This is a genomic window from Desulfofustis glycolicus DSM 9705 (assembly GCF_900130015.1).
Classification (GTDB): Bacteria; Desulfobacterota; Desulfobulbia; order Desulfobulbales; family Desulfocapsaceae; genus Desulfofustis; species Desulfofustis glycolicus.
The window spans coordinates 94,518-109,691 of sequence record NZ_FQXS01000014.1 but is presented as its reverse complement, the minus strand read 5'-3'; the positions used below and the strand labels follow the sequence as shown (position 1 = coordinate 109,691).

The window sequence follows — 15,174 nt, the reverse complement described above, 5'->3', positions numbered from 1 at the left end:
TCTGTGCGACCTTCACGGACTATGGCCCGATCGATTACTGGATTTCTTTCTGCCAGGATCCGTCAACAAACCACTTGTCGTAGATCTTTTCGTAGGTGCCGTCGTTCTTCACCTGGAACAGGAAGTTGTTGAGCCAGTTCAGGAAGTCATGATCACCCTTGCGGACCGCCCAGGCCAGCGGCTCATAGGTGAACGGGGTATCGAGATGAATCATGTTGCCTTCGCCGCGCTGTCCGTAGGCGATGGCGTTGTAGGGCAAGTCATAGACAAAGGCGTCGATCTTGCCGTTCATCAGCTCGAGCACGCCTTCCTGCTCTGTTTCATAGGAGATGTAGTTGGCGTTGCCGAGAACACGCTTAGCTGCCTGCTCGCCGGTGGTACCGAGCTTGGAGCCGATGGTATATTTCGGGTCGTTCAGATCGGCATAGGAGGTAATGGTCCCCTCATGCTTTTTCGCCACCAGCGCGGTCTGACCGATGATGATATAGGGCTCCGCGAAGTTGATGCTCATGTTGCGCTGCTGGGTCAGGGTCATACCGGACATGATGATATCGAACTTATCGGTCAGCAGCGCCGGAATGATACCGTCCCAGGCGGTGGAGACAAGCTCCAGTTCAACGTCCATGGCCTTGGCCATACGCTTGGCCATATCGACGTCAAAACCGATTATCTCACCTTTCTGGTTGGTCAGCTCGAACGGCATGTAGCCCGGCTCCATACCGACCCTCAGCGTTCCACGTTTCTGGATTTCCTCGAGGGCGCCGGCGAAAGCTGTTGCGGCGCAGAGGGTCATTGCCAGGACCAGCGCAATCATCGTTCGTTTCATCATGGTCTCTCCTTTTATCTGATCGGTTGAGCCATTTGCAAAACAATCTTTTCGCCCAAACTCTGCGTTATGCTCAAAATTTTATCCTCGGAATATCACGTATATGCCTGCGGTAAAATTTTTCGCATGCCTTGATTTTGAACGAACATCTAAGTTTTGCAAAAGGCTCGGTTGCATAAAAACAGGCAGTCCCCCAGCGGGGCAGACCGCCTCTCTCACCATCGCGACACTTCCTGTCAATAGGATTTTCCCTCGTCGAGCAACTCTTCGATATTCATCCGGGCCTGTTTGCACTCCGGGCATATCGGCAGATCTTCATCATTGGCAAGCGGCAGGTAGACGATCATTCGATGACGACATTTCGGGCAGACAAGTTGTACCGGTTCATGTTTTCCGCGCATTACGGCTTCCTCGTCGTTATGCCGGCAAAAACACGGCGGTCAGCATATCATCCTTGCATCTGTTGGGTATCATCCATCAAACAGCCTATCTTATAACATAGGGCCATCGGCAGAACAACAGCCTTTTCACCCGCCCATTTTCCGCCACGCCAGTTTTTCGCGGACCGCCGTGAACCACCGGCCGCACCGCCGCGGGTGCCTGGTAGTATACGGCAAACTGGTTGAAAAAATATTGTCCGGAACAAGAAAACAGGCTACTCTCACCAATATAACGACTCCATGCAGCCAGGACATCGGCCAACCATTGTCGAAAAGACCGTTGAAACGCTATCAGCGTTAACCCATTTCAGACCATCAAGGAGCACCTCATGGCCAGAGCCACCATTCACCTCCGTGTTATTCCGCTCGTCGCAGCATTGATCATTCCCCTGTCGCTGACCGGCTGTGTCGGCATGCAGATGGGTTCCCAATCTGCCAAAACCACCGCCACCGGCTCCACGGCAGGATCATCGACGGACAACGCCAATCCTGCCCTGGAGCGGTGCGACGCCACCCTCGGGACCTTGGCCGTGGTCGAGGACACGTCAACCTCCTGGTATCACTACCTGACCTCCCAATGGCGTCTCGGCCCGACCACCCCCGTCCTGAAAATGCTCGCCCAGCAATCCGGCTGCTTTGTCGTCGTTGAGCGAGGCGCGGCGATGAACAATGTGATGCAGGAACGGGGTCTGCAGGATGCGGGAGAATTGCGGCAGGGGTCCAATTTCGGCAAAGGCCAGATGGTCGCGGCCGACTATTCGATGAGCCCGTCGATCACCTTCAGCAATCAGAATGCCGGCGGCCTGGGCGGCGCCGTCGGCGGCCTGTTCGGTTCGGTCGGCGCCGCTATCGGCGGCAGTCTGAACGTCAAAGAAGCAAGCACGATGCTAACTCTGATCGACAACCGCTCCAGCGTGCAACTTGCCGCGGCCGAAGGAAGCGCCCGCAATGTCGATATGGGGGCCGTCGGCGGCATGCTGGCCGGTACCGTCGGCCTGGGCGGCGGCGGTTACACCAATACCGCCGAAGGCAAGGTCATCGTCGCCGCGTTCACCGACTCGTTCAACAACATGGTGCGCGCCCTGAGAAATTACAAGGCCCAGGAAGTCAAGGGAGGCCTTGGCACCGGCGGCAATCTCAAAGTGAATTGATGCAGAATCGTTAATTAACCATCACTCCTGACAGGCACACCGAGTGATGCCGTGGTCGGGAGGGGTGGCCGGTCCTGCCTCCGGCAGGACCGGCCACCCCTCCCCCCTCCTTGCTCCAGCCGGCATCACGCCGGTCGCCAGCCTCGCAGACCCCAGAGCAGCGCCAGCACGCCGCAACCGGTAGAGCCGGCTGCCAGCCAGCAAACCAACTGAATACCGCCTGCCTCCCAGGCCAAACCGCCGAGCAGCACACCGACCATCCGACCGACTCCGGCAGTGGCATAAAAACCGGCCATCATCGTCGCCCGGGCCTCGGGCACCAACTCGGTGCTCAGCGAAAAACTGCTGACAATGGCGAATTCATAGCAGAGGAACAACAAAAACATGCCAACCATGGCCAGCGCCAGGGTCTGGCCGATTACCGGCAGCAGTAGATAGGCGCAGGCGGCCAGGGAAAAGCCGCCGATGGTCGCCCGTTTGATGCCGATACGGTCGGCGAAGAGGGCCACCATCGACTCGCCGATCAGCTCGGCACTGCCGATGGCAATGGTACTGAAACCGAGCGCCACAATGCCGATCTGAAAATCATGCTCGAACCAGGCGCCGTAGACGACAAAAAGACCGTCATTGGCAATCGAGATGAAAAACCCGAAGATCAGCATGCCGGCTGCCGAGCGAATTCGTACCAGGCGAGCCAGCATGGCCAGCAGTGGAACACGCGTGAATCCCGCCGGTTCTTCCACTCGATCGGCTGGAATAAACCATGGAATGGCCAGCCAACAGAGTCCGCCGAGCAGGCCCATGACGATAAAGGAATTGCTCAGACCGATGTGATCGATAATCAACGCCAGGGCCGGAATGCCGACCAGCGTGCTGCCGGCCCAGGCGGTTTCGATAATACCGACCACCCGGCCTCGCCGGTTGAACGGAACACGGGAACCGACAAAGGCCTGGATGGCCGGATCGAACACCACCTTGCCGAGACTGGCAACAACCAAGCCGACAAAGACCGGCCAATAGGTCGGCACCAGTCCGCAGGCCAGCATACCGACGGCAAGCATTGCCAAGGCCGACCGCATGACCCGCCGATAGCCGAATCGATCCGCCAAGGGCCCGCTGAACACCCCGAGCAGTGAGCTGAACTGGGACACGGCAATGATAGAGGTGATGGCGCCGAGCGGCACCTCCAACCCGCGGCTGAGCGCCGGCGCAAACGGATAGACGAAACGCCGTCCGGTGTTGACCAGGACCCGGAACAGGGTCAGGGCTGCAATCTGATAGGCCAGACGGGGGGAGGCCATCGTCTCACTCGCTATTTAATCGCCGATTACGGCCGAAAGGGATTGTTAATCCAGCGGATGATAGCAGGCGACCATGGTCTTGCCGACCTGGCGCATCTCCGGAAAATCCTGCCGGCAGATGTCGGTCGCCCTCGGGCAGCGCGGATTGAACGAGCAGCCGGGTGGCGGATCGATCGGCGACGGCAGCTCGCCGTGCAGCACGATCCGTTTTTTCACCCGGAACGGATCCGCCATCGGCGTTGCCGAAAGCAGGGCCTCGGTATAGGGGTGATGGGGCTGTTCAAAGATCGCCTGGCGGCTGCCCATCTCGATAGGTACTCCGAGATACATGACCATGACCTCATCGGCTATATGCTTGACCACCGACAGATCATGGCTGATAAACAGATACGCCAGGTTGAGTTGCTCCTGCAGGTCGGTCAGCAGATTCAGAATCTGGGCCTGGATCGACACATCGAGCGCCGATACCGGCTCATCGAGCACCAGGATCTCCGGGCGTAGCATCAGCGCCCGGGCGATCGCGATCCGCTGCCGCTGCCCGCCGGAGAACATGTGCGGGTAACGGTCATACTGCTCCGGCCGCAGACCGACAAAATCCATCATTTCCTTGGCCGAACGGCGCCGTTCCTGTTTGCTCATCGTCGTGTTGACCAACAGTGGCTCCTCGAGGGCGTGCCCGATCTTCTGGCGCGGATTGAGTGAGCCGTACGGGTCCTGGAAGACGATCTGGACTTTTGATTTGAGCGAGCGTCTCGTCGCCCGACTCGAGCCGACGATGTCGTTCCCGCAGATTCGCAAAGTCCCGTCGGTCGGCGTCTCGATCATGGTCACCAGTCGGGCCAGGGTCGATTTTCCGCAGCCGGACTCGCCGACCACGGCCAGAGTACGACCGTTGACCAGGTCAAAGGTCGCGCCGTTGAGGGCCTTCAGCACTGCCTTGGGGCCGAAGGCGGCGCGGCGCACACGATAGAAACGTTTCAGGTCCCTGGCCTGCAGGATGGCCTCCTGACTCATACCGCCTCCTTCCCATCCGGATGATTGAGCGGCACCCCGTCGTCCAGCGGATAATGGCACAGGGCCGAGCCGAGTTCGGCCGGGGCGGGAGGCGGTTCACTGGATCGACACAGGTCGGTGACAAAACGGCAACGCGGCGAGAAGAGACAACCGGTCGGACGATCGAATTGCCCGGGCACGACGCCGGCAATGGACGGCAGCTTTTTGCTCGCCGCCCGCTCCGGCAATGCGGCAAGCAACGCCGCCGTATAGGGATGGTGGGGGTTGGCAAACAAACCTCCGATCTCCTGGTGCTCGACCTGCTGCCCGGCATAGTGCACCATCACGCGCTTGGCGGTCTCGGCGACTACTCCCATATCGTGAGTAATCAAAACCAACGCCATATCATTATCCTGCTGGAGTTTGAGCAACAGGTCGAGGATCTGGGCCTGGATGGTCACATCCAGCGCCGTGGTCGGCTCGTCGGCGATCAGCAGGCGCGGGTTACAGGCAATGGCCATGGCAATCATTACCCGTTGCGACATGCCGCCGGACAATTGATGGGGAAACACCGACAGCCGCTTGACCGGCTCCGGAATACCGACCTGGTTGAGCAGTTCGACAGCGCGTTCCCGCCGCTCCTTCCGTCCCATGCGCAGATGGGTTTTCAGCGCCTCGGTCAATTGAAAACCAACGGTGAAGCACGGATTAAGGCTGGACATCGGCTCCTGGAAAATCATCGTGATCTCCCGGCCGATGATGCGCCGCTTCTCTCCGGAACCCATAGCAAGCAGGTCCTTGCCGTCGAATTCCATGCGGTCGGCGGTCACCCGGGCGGTCCAGGGCAAAAGGCCCATCATGGCAAGCATGGCCACCGATTTGCCGGAACCGGACTCGCCGACGATCGACACCACCTCGCCTTCGCTTAACGAGACCGACACCCGATCCACCGCGGTAAACATGCCGTTGCCGGTCTGGAAGGCGACGGTCAGATTCCTGATATCGAGCAATGCCATGGACCGTCCCTCTAGGACCGTTTCAATTTCGGATCGAGCGCATCGCGCAGCCCGTCGCCCATCAGGTTGATGGCCAGTACCGTCAGCAGAATGGCACAGCCGGGCAGGGTCACCACCCACCAGGCCCGCAGAATAAACTCCCGGGCCTCGGCCAGCATGGTCCCCCATTCCGGTGTCGGTGGCTGGGCGCCCATGCCGAGGAAACCGAGCGCCGCCGCATCGAGGATGGCAGTCGAGAAACTGAGGGCGGCCTGAACGATCAACGGCGCCATACAGTTCGGCAGAATTGTCACGAACATCAGCCGCAGCCGGCGCACCCCGATTACCCGGGCGGCGGTTACATAATCCTTGCTCATCTCACCCATCACGGCGGCCCGTGTCAGACGGACGTAATGTGGCTGCTGAACAATGGCGATGGCAATCATCGCATTGATCAGACTGGGTCCGAGAATGGCGACCAGTACCAGGGCCAGCAGCAGGCTGGGAAAGGCCAGGATGATATCCATCAAGCGCATGATCGCGGTATCGATCCGGCCCCGAAAAAAACCGGCGACCAGGCCGAGTACCACCCCGACCACCAACGCGATGGAGACGACTACACAGCCGATGAACAGGGAAAAACGGGCACCGTAGATCAGGCGCGACAACATATCCCGGCCGACCGCGTCGGTACCGAGAGGGAACTCAAGCGAACCGCCGTCCTGCCAGAACGGCGGTCTGAGAAAGGCCTCCCGGTATTGTTCATTGGGCAGGTGCGGGGCGATGAAATCGGCAAAGAGAGCGATGATGATGATGGCCACGAAAAAGCAGAGACCCATCACTGCGCCGCGATTTTCGCTGAAATAGGCCCAGAACTCCCGCATCAGAGCCATTCGGCCGACGGGCCGGAAATCGATAACCTGTTGAGCTACGCCGTCCGGCATGATTACTCCGTATGTCTGATACGCGGGTTGATCAGCGCGTAGAGCAGATCAACCAGCAGATTGACGATCATGACGATGGCCGCGATCAGCAGCAGCCCACCCTGCACAGACGGGTAATCGCGGCGAAAGATCGAGTCGACCATCCACTTGCCGATACCCGGCCAGGAAAAGATGGTCTCGGTCAGGATCGCTCCGGCAAACAACACGCCGACCTGCAGACCGACGACGGTGATAACCGGGATCAAGGCGTTGCGCAGAGCATGCAGGCCGGTAACACGAATCGGGGACAACCCTTTGGCCCGCGCAGTACGGATATAATCCTCACCGAGCACCTCGAGCATCGCCGAACGGGTCTGCCGGGCGATGACCGCCAGCGGGATGGTCGCCAGCACCACGGTCGGCAGGATCAGGTGCCTGATCGCCGACCAGAAGGCACCGTCCTGGCCGGACAACAGGCTGTCGACGAGCATCAGGCCGGTGACCGGTTCGAAATAGTAGAGCAGCGAGATCCGGCCCGAAACCGGCGTCCAGCCGAGGATCCCGGAAAAAAAGATGATCAGCAGCAGTCCCCACCAGAAGATCGGCATCGAATAACCGGTCAGCGCGCCGGTCATCACCGTGTGATCGAAAAACGAGCCCCGTTTGACCGCGGCGATCATGCCGGCCGGCAGGCCGAGCAATACGGCCAAGATAATAGCGCACAGAGACAGTTCGACGGTTGCCGGGAAAAGGGTCATGAACTCCTGGAGGACCGGCTTCCGGGTAATGATCGACGTGCCAAAATCGCCGTGGGCCAGCTGATTGAGATACAGACCGTATTGGACCAGGATCGGCTTGTCGAAACCGAACTCGGCCATCATCCGGGCATGACGCTCCTCGGTCATCCCCCGTTCCCCGGCCATCAGCAGCACCGGATCACCGGGCAGCAGCCGGATAAAGATGAAGGCAACGAGCGTCACCCCGAGAAAGGTCGGGATAATAACGCCAATTTTTTTCAGGACATAAATGAACATCAGCCGCTGCAACTCCCGGCAATGAGATCGATCGACGCGACAGAGGCCGGGCCAGGACGGCCCGACCTCGCGTCCGCCTCAATCAGAACTACTTGAGATCGACACCATAGAAGACATGGCCGCCGAACGGGTCGATCCGGAAATCGACGACTTCCTTACGGACCGGCTTGAAGACCACCGAATGGGCAATGGTCGCCCACGGTGCCTGCTCTTTGAAGATTACCTGCGCCTGCTCATAGAGCCTGGTTCGCTCGTCGACGTCTGAGACGACCTTGGCTTTCTGGATCAGGTCTTCGAACGGCTGATGACACCACTGGGCGCGGTTGGCCTTGCCGACACCGTCACAACCGAGCAGGACGGCCAGGAAGTTGTCCGGATCACCGTTATCCCCGGTCCAACCGAGCAGAATGGCGCCGTCACGATCCATGTCTGTGGAACGTTTGAGATATTCGCCCCACTCATAGGAAACGATTTCCGCCTCGACTCCGACCTTGGCGAAATCGGATTGAATCAGCTCGGCCATCCGGCGGGCGTTCGGATTGTACGGACGCTGTACCGGCATCGCCCAAACCTTCATCTTCAGCCCGGTGACGCCTTCGGCCTCGAGCATGGCCTTGGCTTTCTCCGGATCGTAGGGATCGTCCTGCACGGCTTCGTTATAGGACCAGATGGTCGGCGGGATCGGATTCTTGGCAATTTTTCCGGCACCCTGGAATACACCGTCGATGATGGCCTGCTTGTTGATCGCCATATTCAGCGCCTTACGAACATTGACGTTATCAAAGGGCGCCATCTTCGTATTGTAGGCCATATAACCGACGTTCAGCCCTTCCTGTTGAAGCAGGTTGACTTCGGGATCCTTGGCCATGGCCTCGATATCGGCCGGGTTCGGATACGGCATCACATGACACTCGCCGGCTTTCAGTTTCTCGTAGCGAACCGAAGCGTCGGGGGTAATGGCGAACACCAGGTTGTCGATGGCCGCCTTGCCGGCCCAGTAATCGGGATGGGCGGCATAACGGATAACCGCATCTTTCTGATAGGCGACCAGCTGGAACGGCCCGGTGCCAACCGGCAATTGATCGATCACGCCGGGGGTACCGGCAGCCATCATCTGATCTGCGTATTCCTTGGAGAAAATCGACGCAAAGTCCATGCCGAGATTGGCGATCATCGGCGCTTCCGGACGATTGAGCAGGAATTTGACCGTATAGTCGTCAACCTTGACCACATCCTTGATCAGGTCGTTCATCGACATCGATCCGTAATACTCGTAGGTACCTCCTGACACCTTATGAAACGGGTGCTCGGGGCTATGCTGCCGCATAAAGGAAAAGATAACGTCATCGGCATTGAAGTCACGGGTCGGTGTGAACTCTTTGGTCGTGTGGAACTTGACCCCCTTACGCAAATGAAAGGTATACTCCGTGCCATCCTCGGAAATCTCCCAAGACTCGGCGAGGGCCGGAATAACTTTGGTGGTGCCGCGCTCGAATTCTACCAGGCGGTTGAAGACCGCCCGCGACGAAGCATCGAAAGTGGTCCCGGACGTATAAAAGGCGGGATTGAATCCCTCGGGGCTGCCTTCCGAGCAATAAACCAGAGTCTTGGCCTGGACTCCGGCGGCCCCGATGGCAAGAAGGGACGCCCCGCACACAGCGGCAAGCAACGTCTTCATTGATCTCATGGGTCTACTCCTCTCTTGATGTTAGTGGTTTCACCGGGCGCTGACAGCCGTTGTGCCGTCAACGCCGTTCTCTCCAACCGTCTCCTCTGTTGAATCACTGATTTTGAAATGGCGTACAGCCGGCATCACCGTTAAATCTCCCGGTTGTAACGCTCACCAGATGATAATCGCCCGCGATGCGCAACGCAAGCCGTCATCGCGTCGATGGTGCAACATACGCATTTTTTACGGCCCGGCTCGCACTACGCTTGCGCCCGCTCCTCGGGCAGCAGCAAATTGAGCAACAGTCCAACGATACCGGCAAGGCCGATTTTCTCGATGGCAAAGGTGCCGGCGGAAAACTTCATGCCGCCGATACCCACGACCAGGATGACCGAGACGATAATCAAATTCCGCGGGGTGGTCAGGTCTTTACCCGATTTTACCAGCGTGTTGATGCCAACCACGGTGATCATACCGAACAGCAGGATCATGATGCCGCCCATGACCGGCGACGGGATCGTCGCCAGCAATGCGCCGATCTTGCCGACAAAGGAGAGGAAAATGGCACAGAGCGCCGCCCAGGTCATGATGGCCGGATTGAACGCCTTGGTCAACGCTACCGCGCCGCTCACCTCGGAGTAGGTAGTATTGGGCGGCCCGCCGAGAAAAGAAGCGAGCGAGGTGGCCACTCCGTCGCCGAGCATGGTATTTTTGATACCGGGATCTTTCAGGTAATCCTTGCCGGTGATCGAACCGATAGCCAGTACGTCGCCGAAATGTTCGATAGCCGGAGCAATGGCCACCGGCACGATGAAAAATATCGCCGCCCAACTCCATTCGGGCATGACAAAATTCGGCATCGCCAGCCAGGCTTTATCGGCGACCGGCGCCATCGAGATCAGGGCCGGAGCCGTCCAGTTGGGCAGGTCTCCGGGGTCGAACGACGCCTGCAGCGAGGCGCTGATACCGGTAACATCGAGCGCCAGCGAGGTCAGATAACCGGCCAAAATACCGCAGAGAATCGGGATCAGTCGCAACCAGCCGCGGCCCAGCAGCGCGGTGAGCGCCGTGGTCGCCAGGGCAATGCCGGCGATAATCATCGAGGTCGTTCCCGGAACGAGCCAGGCCGAGCCGTCACCGGTCCGGCCCGCGGCCATGTGAACCGCAACCGGAGCCAGAACGAGGCCGATAACCATGATCACCGGTCCGGTTACCACGGCAGGCAGGATGCGATGCAACATATCCGAGCCGAAAAAGCGGATCAGAAAACTGAGCAGCACATAGAGCAGTCCGGCCGCCGACAGACCGCACATGGTTGCCGGGACGCCCCAGGTCTGCACCCCGTAGATGATCGGGGCGATAAAGGCGAATGAGCTGGCAAGAAAAACCGGCACCCGCCCCCGGGTGATCACCTGGAAGACGAGGGTGCCGGCGCCGGCCGTAAACAATGCGACATTGGGGTCGAGGCCGGTGAGAATCGGCACGAGCACCAATGCGCCAAAGGCCACGAACAGCATCTGCGCCCCAAGCAGACTGTCCTTGGCACGAAATCGATAGCGTGTATCCTGCACATCTTCAGACATCTTATCACTCCCTCCCGTTTTCTAGATTACCTGTCATATATCGCTAAACCCGGTTGCCGCTACTTGGTGCCGAATATCTTGTCGCCGGCGTCGCCGAGACCGGGCAGGATGTAGCCGACTTCGTTGAGCCGCTCATCAACCGCCGCCACGTAAATCTCCACATCGGGATGCGCCTCGGTGACCCGCTTCAGCCCTTCCGGCGCGGCCACCAGAAACAGCCCTTTGATCGACCGGCACCCCGCCCGTTTCAGGGTCTCGATGGTCGCCAGCAAGGTGCCGCCGGTGGCCAGCATCGGATCGACGATCAGCGCGATGCGTTTTTCCAGCTCACCGGTCATCTTGACGTAATATTCAACCGGCTGCAGCGTTTCCTCGTTCCGATAATAGCCAACCACACTGACCTTGGCGGTGGGAATCATATCCAGCACGCCGTCCATCATACCCAGCCCGGCCCGGAGAATCGGCACGATGGTGATTTTCTTGCCCTTGATCTCCTGTACCTCGACCGATCCGGCCCAGCCCTCGATCGTCTTTGTCTGGGTCTGCAAGTCCTTGGTCGCCTCGTAGGTCAACAACCGGGATACTTCTGAAGCGAGATCCCGAAAGTCCTTGGTCGTGATGTCTTTAACCCGCATCAAGCCGAGTTTATGATTGATCAGCGGATGATCGGCAATATGAACACTCATGGGATGCTCCTGGAATTGAGGGATTCTTGTGGGCGGCTTTGGATATAACCCCCATGAAGGGACGTCACAACGGAAGCATGAAAATCGGCGTCATGGTCGGAAGGGCTGGCCGGTCCTGCCTCCAGCTGCTGCGCTGCGGCCTGATCGTCTGGCCTCCGAGGCCGGCGGTCAGGCCATCCATGGCCTGACCGCCGGCTGCGGACGTCCTGTCCGCAGCCCTTCGGGCCTGATTCTCCGACCAGCCGGGCCTTCGCGATGCAGCCTCCGACAGAACCGCCCAGCCCGGGGAAATGATTTTCGTATAACCCCCATAACGGAGCGTTACAACGAATAGTGAAACTTTGCCGTTTCATAGAAAAAAACAAGGTGGGAACAACGGCGGACTTCCGGCAACGGGACTGGTTGGCTGGCATCATGGGAGTCGGATTTCCGCGATTGAGAGAGTGAGGGAAATCATGCACCGCTCTTGTTTATAGAAAATAGACTGAAAAATGCAAGCCATTTGGCCGCCGGCGGCCACGGGCTCACCCGCTGAGCCGGCGAGCCCGGCGTCGCACCATCGGCAGTAACTGCACGATCATGATACCGAAAAAGATCAGTGCCGCCCCTGAGAATTCCGCCGCCCCGAGCCGTTCGGCGAGAAAAAGCACGCCGGCCAGCGCAGCGAAGACCGTTTCCGAACTGAGGATGATCGCCGCATCGGCCTCGTGGGTGAAGCGCTGACCGACAACCTGCAGGGTAAAACCGACACCGGTCGATAACAAGCCGGCATAGAGAATGCCGAACAGGCCGTTGTGAAAAAACACCAGCTCCGGTTGTTCGACCGGCAGGCCAATGGCAAGCCCGCACAGGCCGCAAACGAAGAACTGACCGCAGGCCACCACCAGCGGTGCCCGGGTACGTACGGCCATGGTGCCGACGATGATGACATGAAATGCCCAGAAGAGGCTGGAAGCGATCACCCAGAAATCGCCGAGGCGCAGATCGAGTCCCTGGGCGCCGCTCATGATATAAGTGCCGGCCAGGCAGCAGGCCGAACCGGGCCAGACCGCCCAGTGTACCTTCCGCCGCAACAGGAAAAAGGAAATGATTGGTACCAGCGGCACATACAGGGCCGTCAGAAAGCCGGCATTGGTGACCGTGGTGTGGAAAATACCGTATTGCTGGAGCGTCGCACCGGTGAACAGAATGACGCCGGTAAGGATAATGCCGAACCAGTCGAGACGGCCGAAACGACGTTCCCCGCCGTGGACTCTTCTGAATTGCCGAATCGCCAGCGGTAGGATGAAAATCCCGCCGACCAGCATCCTCGTGCCGGTGAAAGTGATGGCCTGCAGACCGCCGGTACCGACCTGCTGCACGACAAACGTCGTGCCCCAAATAATCGCGGTTAGCAGCAGCAGGGAGTTGGCCTGCAATCTGGACATCAACGGCCGTCCTGCCCGGTGAGAATCGCTTCGATATCGTCGGCGAAACGATCAACCATGGCGATGTCGGTATCCCAGGAGCACATGAACCGCGCTCCGCCGGCCTCGGGGAAGATATAAAAGCGCCAGCCCCGTTCTTTCAGGGCCTGCAGATGGTGATCGGCCATGCCGACAAACAGGGTATTGGCCTGCCGGGGAAAAAGGATGGTCGCACCCGGCAGCGTCTGCAGCCGTGCCTCGAGCCGCGCCGCACAATCATTGGCGTGGCGGGCGTGGGTCAGCCAACTGCCGTCGTCGAGCATGGCTATCCAGGGAGCGGCGAGGAAACGCATCTTCGATGCCAGTTGCCCGGCCTGTTTACAGCGCCGGGCAAAGCCATCGGCCAGACGTCTATCGAAAAAGATCACCGCGTCGCCGACCGCCATGCCGTTTTTGGTGCCGCCGAAGCAGAGGACGTCGACACCGCAGTCCACGGTCAACTCGCGCGGCGAACACCCGAGCGTCGATACCGCGTTGGCCAGCCGGGCGCCGTCCAGATGTACGAACAGGCCGTGGTGCCGGGCACGGGCAGTCAGCTCGAGCAGCTCATCGGGTTGATAGATCGTGCCGGCCTCGGTGGCCTGGGTCAGGCTGAGCACGCGAACCCGGGGGAAATGGACATCATTGCGCCGACCGACGATCTCTTCGACGATGGCAGGCGTCAACTTGCCGTCGGCGCCGTCACCGGGCAGAAGCTTGGTGCCGCCGCTAAAAAACGCCGGCGCCGAGCACTCATCGGTCTCGATATGGGCCAGCCGGTGGCAGACGACCGCATCATAGGGCCGGCACAGCGAGGCGAGCGCCAGAGCATTGCCGGCGGTGCCGTTAAAGACGAAAAACACCTCGCAATCGGCCTCGAACAGTCCACGAATACGATCGATTGCCTGCTTTGTCCACCAGTCGTCCCCATAGGCCGAGGCGTGTCCCTGATTGGCCTCGGCCAAAATGGACCAGGCCTGCGGACAGATTCCGGCGTTGTTGTCGCTGGCAAATTGCTGCGCTGCTTTCATGGTCTGCACTCTCCTCCCCCTGTTCGGCTGGACGAATATACTTGTTCCAGCGATTTTTGCAAGGAAAGTACGTCACCTCGGACGCCACCGGAACCTTTGCGGCGCCGGCGCGACAGGCGTAATCGGGATCAGCCGTTACTGATCCGGAAGTGAACACTCAACGGGTTGTGGTCGGAACTCTGAACCGGGTAACTGCGCGCGCTGACGACCTCAAGTCCCCTGCAGTAAACGGCATCAACAGTGCGGTTGAAAAAGCGACTGCGATGATCGGGATGAAACGCTACCGGCTGCAGGTCCAGCGCCGCCATTGCCGAATCGATCAACTCCAGCCGCGCCTCACTCCAGGTGTTGAAATCACCGGCAACGACCACCGGTCCGCGATGGGAACGGATCATCCCCTTTATCTCATCAATCTGGCTGCGCACCGAATCGAGGGCGAGGGTAAAATTGACCACGTGGACATTGACGACCAGCAGCACCTCGGACGTGCCATGCAATGGATAGGTGCTGGTCAGGGCCATTTTGGGGATCCTGATAATCGGTTCCGTCTCTCGCAGGGCGCAATAATCGTGGGGCCTGACCGGGGAAATCGACATCACGCCGGTCTCTCCCGCGGCCGATTGAAACGCCGGCGCCAACTGCCAGTCCCGGCCCATCAGGGAAAGCTGGGTCCGAAGATTTTCTCCGAGAGCGGCCTCCTGCAGCAACACGATATCCGCATCGTTTCCGAGAGAGACGAGATCTCGTTGCCACTCCGGATCGTCGCCCTTATGGGTGTTCCAACTGAAAACGGAAAACCCGGCCGGATCGATGCCGACGACCGGTTCTGCAAGGCCAGCGCCGTCGCCGCCACAGGAACCACTGCTGCGGATTGACACCTTACCTTGGCCCCCGCTCAAAACATAGGCGTGGTCCGGCACGGCGAAGCCATCGCTCAACAGGATCGACAGCGCTCCGATTGCCGCCAGGGTCAGGACCAGAAAAAGCTGGCCGCGCATTGTCTTCATTGTCTGCATCACTACCTCATCATCAATAAACGCATATCCTGACAACTATAAACCACCATACCGATAGACGCAATGAGCAAAGTCCGGCTG

Annotated in this window: 14 protein-coding genes; 1 reads left to right on the top strand and 13 read right to left on the bottom strand. The window is 59.3% G+C overall.

The window, feature by feature from the left end; genetic code table 11:
- Nucleotides 1–34: 34 nt before the first annotated feature.
- The gene (locus BUC26_RS12445) at nt 35–826 is read right to left on the bottom strand and encodes a transporter substrate-binding domain-containing protein (RefSeq protein WP_073376520.1); all 792 of its coding nucleotides are present in this window, start codon (nt 824–826) and stop codon (nt 35–37) included.
- 236 nt (nt 827–1,062) lie between these two features.
- Complete coding sequence (locus BUC26_RS23755) at nt 1,063–1,227, bottom strand: hypothetical protein (protein ID WP_167369262.1); 165 nt, start codon at nt 1,225–1,227, stop codon at nt 1,063–1,065.
- 368 nt (nt 1,228–1,595) lie between these two features.
- Between BUC26_RS23755 and BUC26_RS12440 the strand changes: the two genes are divergently transcribed.
- Nucleotides 1,596–2,417: a CsgG/HfaB family protein gene (locus BUC26_RS12440; protein ID WP_073376473.1), complete on the top strand. Its 822-nt coding sequence runs from the start codon at nt 1,596–1,598 to the stop codon at nt 2,415–2,417.
- A gap of 125 nt (nt 2,418–2,542) precedes the next feature.
- Here BUC26_RS12440 and BUC26_RS12435 read toward each other — a convergent pair whose 3' ends face one another.
- From BUC26_RS12435 to BUC26_RS12385, 11 genes are all read right to left on the bottom strand, one after another.
- Nucleotides 2,543–3,718 carry an MFS transporter gene (locus BUC26_RS12435; RefSeq protein ID WP_073376471.1) on the bottom strand — a complete coding sequence of 392 codons (1,176 nt, stop codon included), beginning with the start codon at nt 3,716–3,718 and terminating at the stop codon, nt 2,543–2,545.
- A gap of 45 nt (nt 3,719–3,763) precedes the next feature.
- A complete protein-coding gene (locus BUC26_RS12430; protein WP_073376470.1) occupies nt 3,764–4,732 on the bottom strand; it encodes a dipeptide ABC transporter ATP-binding protein in 969 nt (322 codons plus the stop codon).
- Complete coding sequence (locus tag BUC26_RS12425; RefSeq protein WP_073376468.1) at nt 4,729–5,727, bottom strand: ABC transporter ATP-binding protein; 999 nt, start codon at nt 5,725–5,727, stop codon at nt 4,729–4,731. The genes BUC26_RS12430 and BUC26_RS12425 overlap by 4 nt, the downstream gene beginning before the upstream one ends.
- Nucleotides 5,728–5,738: 11 nt before the next feature.
- Nucleotides 5,739–6,650 carry an ABC transporter permease subunit gene (locus BUC26_RS12420; RefSeq protein WP_073376466.1) on the bottom strand — a complete coding sequence of 304 codons (912 nt, stop codon included), beginning with the start codon at nt 6,648–6,650 and terminating at the stop codon, nt 5,739–5,741.
- Nucleotides 6,651–6,652: 2 nt separating this feature from the next.
- Complete coding sequence (locus BUC26_RS12415) at nt 6,653–7,663, bottom strand: ABC transporter permease subunit (RefSeq protein WP_073376464.1); 1,011 nt, start codon at nt 7,661–7,663, stop codon at nt 6,653–6,655.
- Nucleotides 7,664–7,751: 88 nt separating this feature from the next.
- Nucleotides 7,752–9,341 (bottom strand): ABC transporter substrate-binding protein, encoded by a 1,590-nt coding sequence (locus BUC26_RS12410; RefSeq protein WP_073376462.1) that lies wholly within the window; start codon nt 9,339–9,341, stop codon nt 7,752–7,754.
- A 251-nt stretch (nt 9,342–9,592) separates the two neighbouring features.
- Entirely contained in the window at nt 9,593–10,915 is a 1,323-nt protein-coding gene (locus BUC26_RS12405; protein WP_073376460.1) for a uracil-xanthine permease family protein, read from the bottom strand.
- Nucleotides 10,916–10,974: 59 nt separating this feature from the next.
- Entirely contained in the window at nt 10,975–11,601 is a 627-nt protein-coding gene (gene upp / locus BUC26_RS12400; RefSeq protein ID WP_073376459.1) for a uracil phosphoribosyltransferase, read from the bottom strand.
- Between the two features lie 524 nt (nt 11,602–12,125).
- Complete coding sequence (locus BUC26_RS12395) at nt 12,126–13,028, bottom strand: DMT family transporter (protein ID WP_073376457.1); 903 nt, start codon at nt 13,026–13,028, stop codon at nt 12,126–12,128.
- A complete protein-coding gene (locus tag BUC26_RS12390; RefSeq protein WP_073376455.1) occupies nt 13,028–14,077 on the bottom strand; it encodes a threonine aldolase family protein in 1,050 nt (349 codons plus the stop codon). The genes BUC26_RS12395 and BUC26_RS12390 overlap by 1 nt, the downstream gene beginning before the upstream one ends.
- A 128-nt stretch (nt 14,078–14,205) precedes the next feature.
- Nucleotides 14,206–15,093 carry an endonuclease/exonuclease/phosphatase family protein gene (locus tag BUC26_RS12385; protein WP_073376454.1) on the bottom strand — a complete coding sequence of 296 codons (888 nt, stop codon included), beginning with the start codon at nt 15,091–15,093 and terminating at the stop codon, nt 14,206–14,208.
- Between the last annotated feature and the right edge of the window lie 81 nt (nt 15,094–15,174).

Excerpts from the sequence above, each read along its gene's own strand:
- BUC26_RS12445 (WP_073376520.1), bottom strand. The coding sequence starts at position 826 with ATGAAACGAACGATGATTGCGCTGGTCCTGGCAATGACCCTCTGCGCC.
- BUC26_RS23755 (WP_167369262.1), bottom strand. The coding sequence starts at position 1,227 with ATGCGCGGAAAACATGAACCGGTACAACTTGTCTGCCCGAAATGTCGT.
- BUC26_RS12440 (WP_073376473.1), top strand. The coding sequence starts at position 1,596 with ATGGCCAGAGCCACCATTCACCTCCGTGTTATTCCGCTCGTCGCAGCA.
- BUC26_RS12435 (WP_073376471.1), bottom strand. The coding sequence starts at position 3,718 with ATGGCCTCCCCCCGTCTGGCCTATCAGATTGCAGCCCTGACCCTGTTC.
- BUC26_RS12430 (WP_073376470.1), bottom strand. The coding sequence starts at position 4,732 with ATGAGTCAGGAGGCCATCCTGCAGGCCAGGGACCTGAAACGTTTCTAT.
- BUC26_RS12425 (WP_073376468.1), bottom strand. The coding sequence starts at position 5,727 with ATGGCATTGCTCGATATCAGGAATCTGACCGTCGCCTTCCAGACCGGC.
- BUC26_RS12420 (WP_073376466.1), bottom strand. The coding sequence starts at position 6,650 with ATGCCGGACGGCGTAGCTCAACAGGTTATCGATTTCCGGCCCGTCGGC.
- BUC26_RS12415 (WP_073376464.1), bottom strand. The coding sequence starts at position 7,663 with ATGTTCATTTATGTCCTGAAAAAAATTGGCGTTATTATCCCGACCTTT.
- BUC26_RS12410 (WP_073376462.1), bottom strand. The coding sequence starts at position 9,341 with ATGAAGACGTTGCTTGCCGCTGTGTGCGGGGCGTCCCTTCTTGCCATC.
- BUC26_RS12405 (WP_073376460.1), bottom strand. The coding sequence starts at position 10,915 with ATGTCTGAAGATGTGCAGGATACACGCTATCGATTTCGTGCCAAGGAC.
- upp (WP_073376459.1), bottom strand. The coding sequence starts at position 11,601 with ATGAGTGTTCATATTGCCGATCATCCGCTGATCAATCATAAACTCGGC.
- BUC26_RS12395 (WP_073376457.1), bottom strand. The coding sequence starts at position 13,028 with ATGTCCAGATTGCAGGCCAACTCCCTGCTGCTGCTAACCGCGATTATT.
- BUC26_RS12390 (WP_073376455.1), bottom strand. The coding sequence starts at position 14,077 with ATGAAAGCAGCGCAGCAATTTGCCAGCGACAACAACGCCGGAATCTGT.
- BUC26_RS12385 (WP_073376454.1), bottom strand. The coding sequence starts at position 15,093 with ATGCAGACAATGAAGACAATGCGCGGCCAGCTTTTTCTGGTCCTGACC.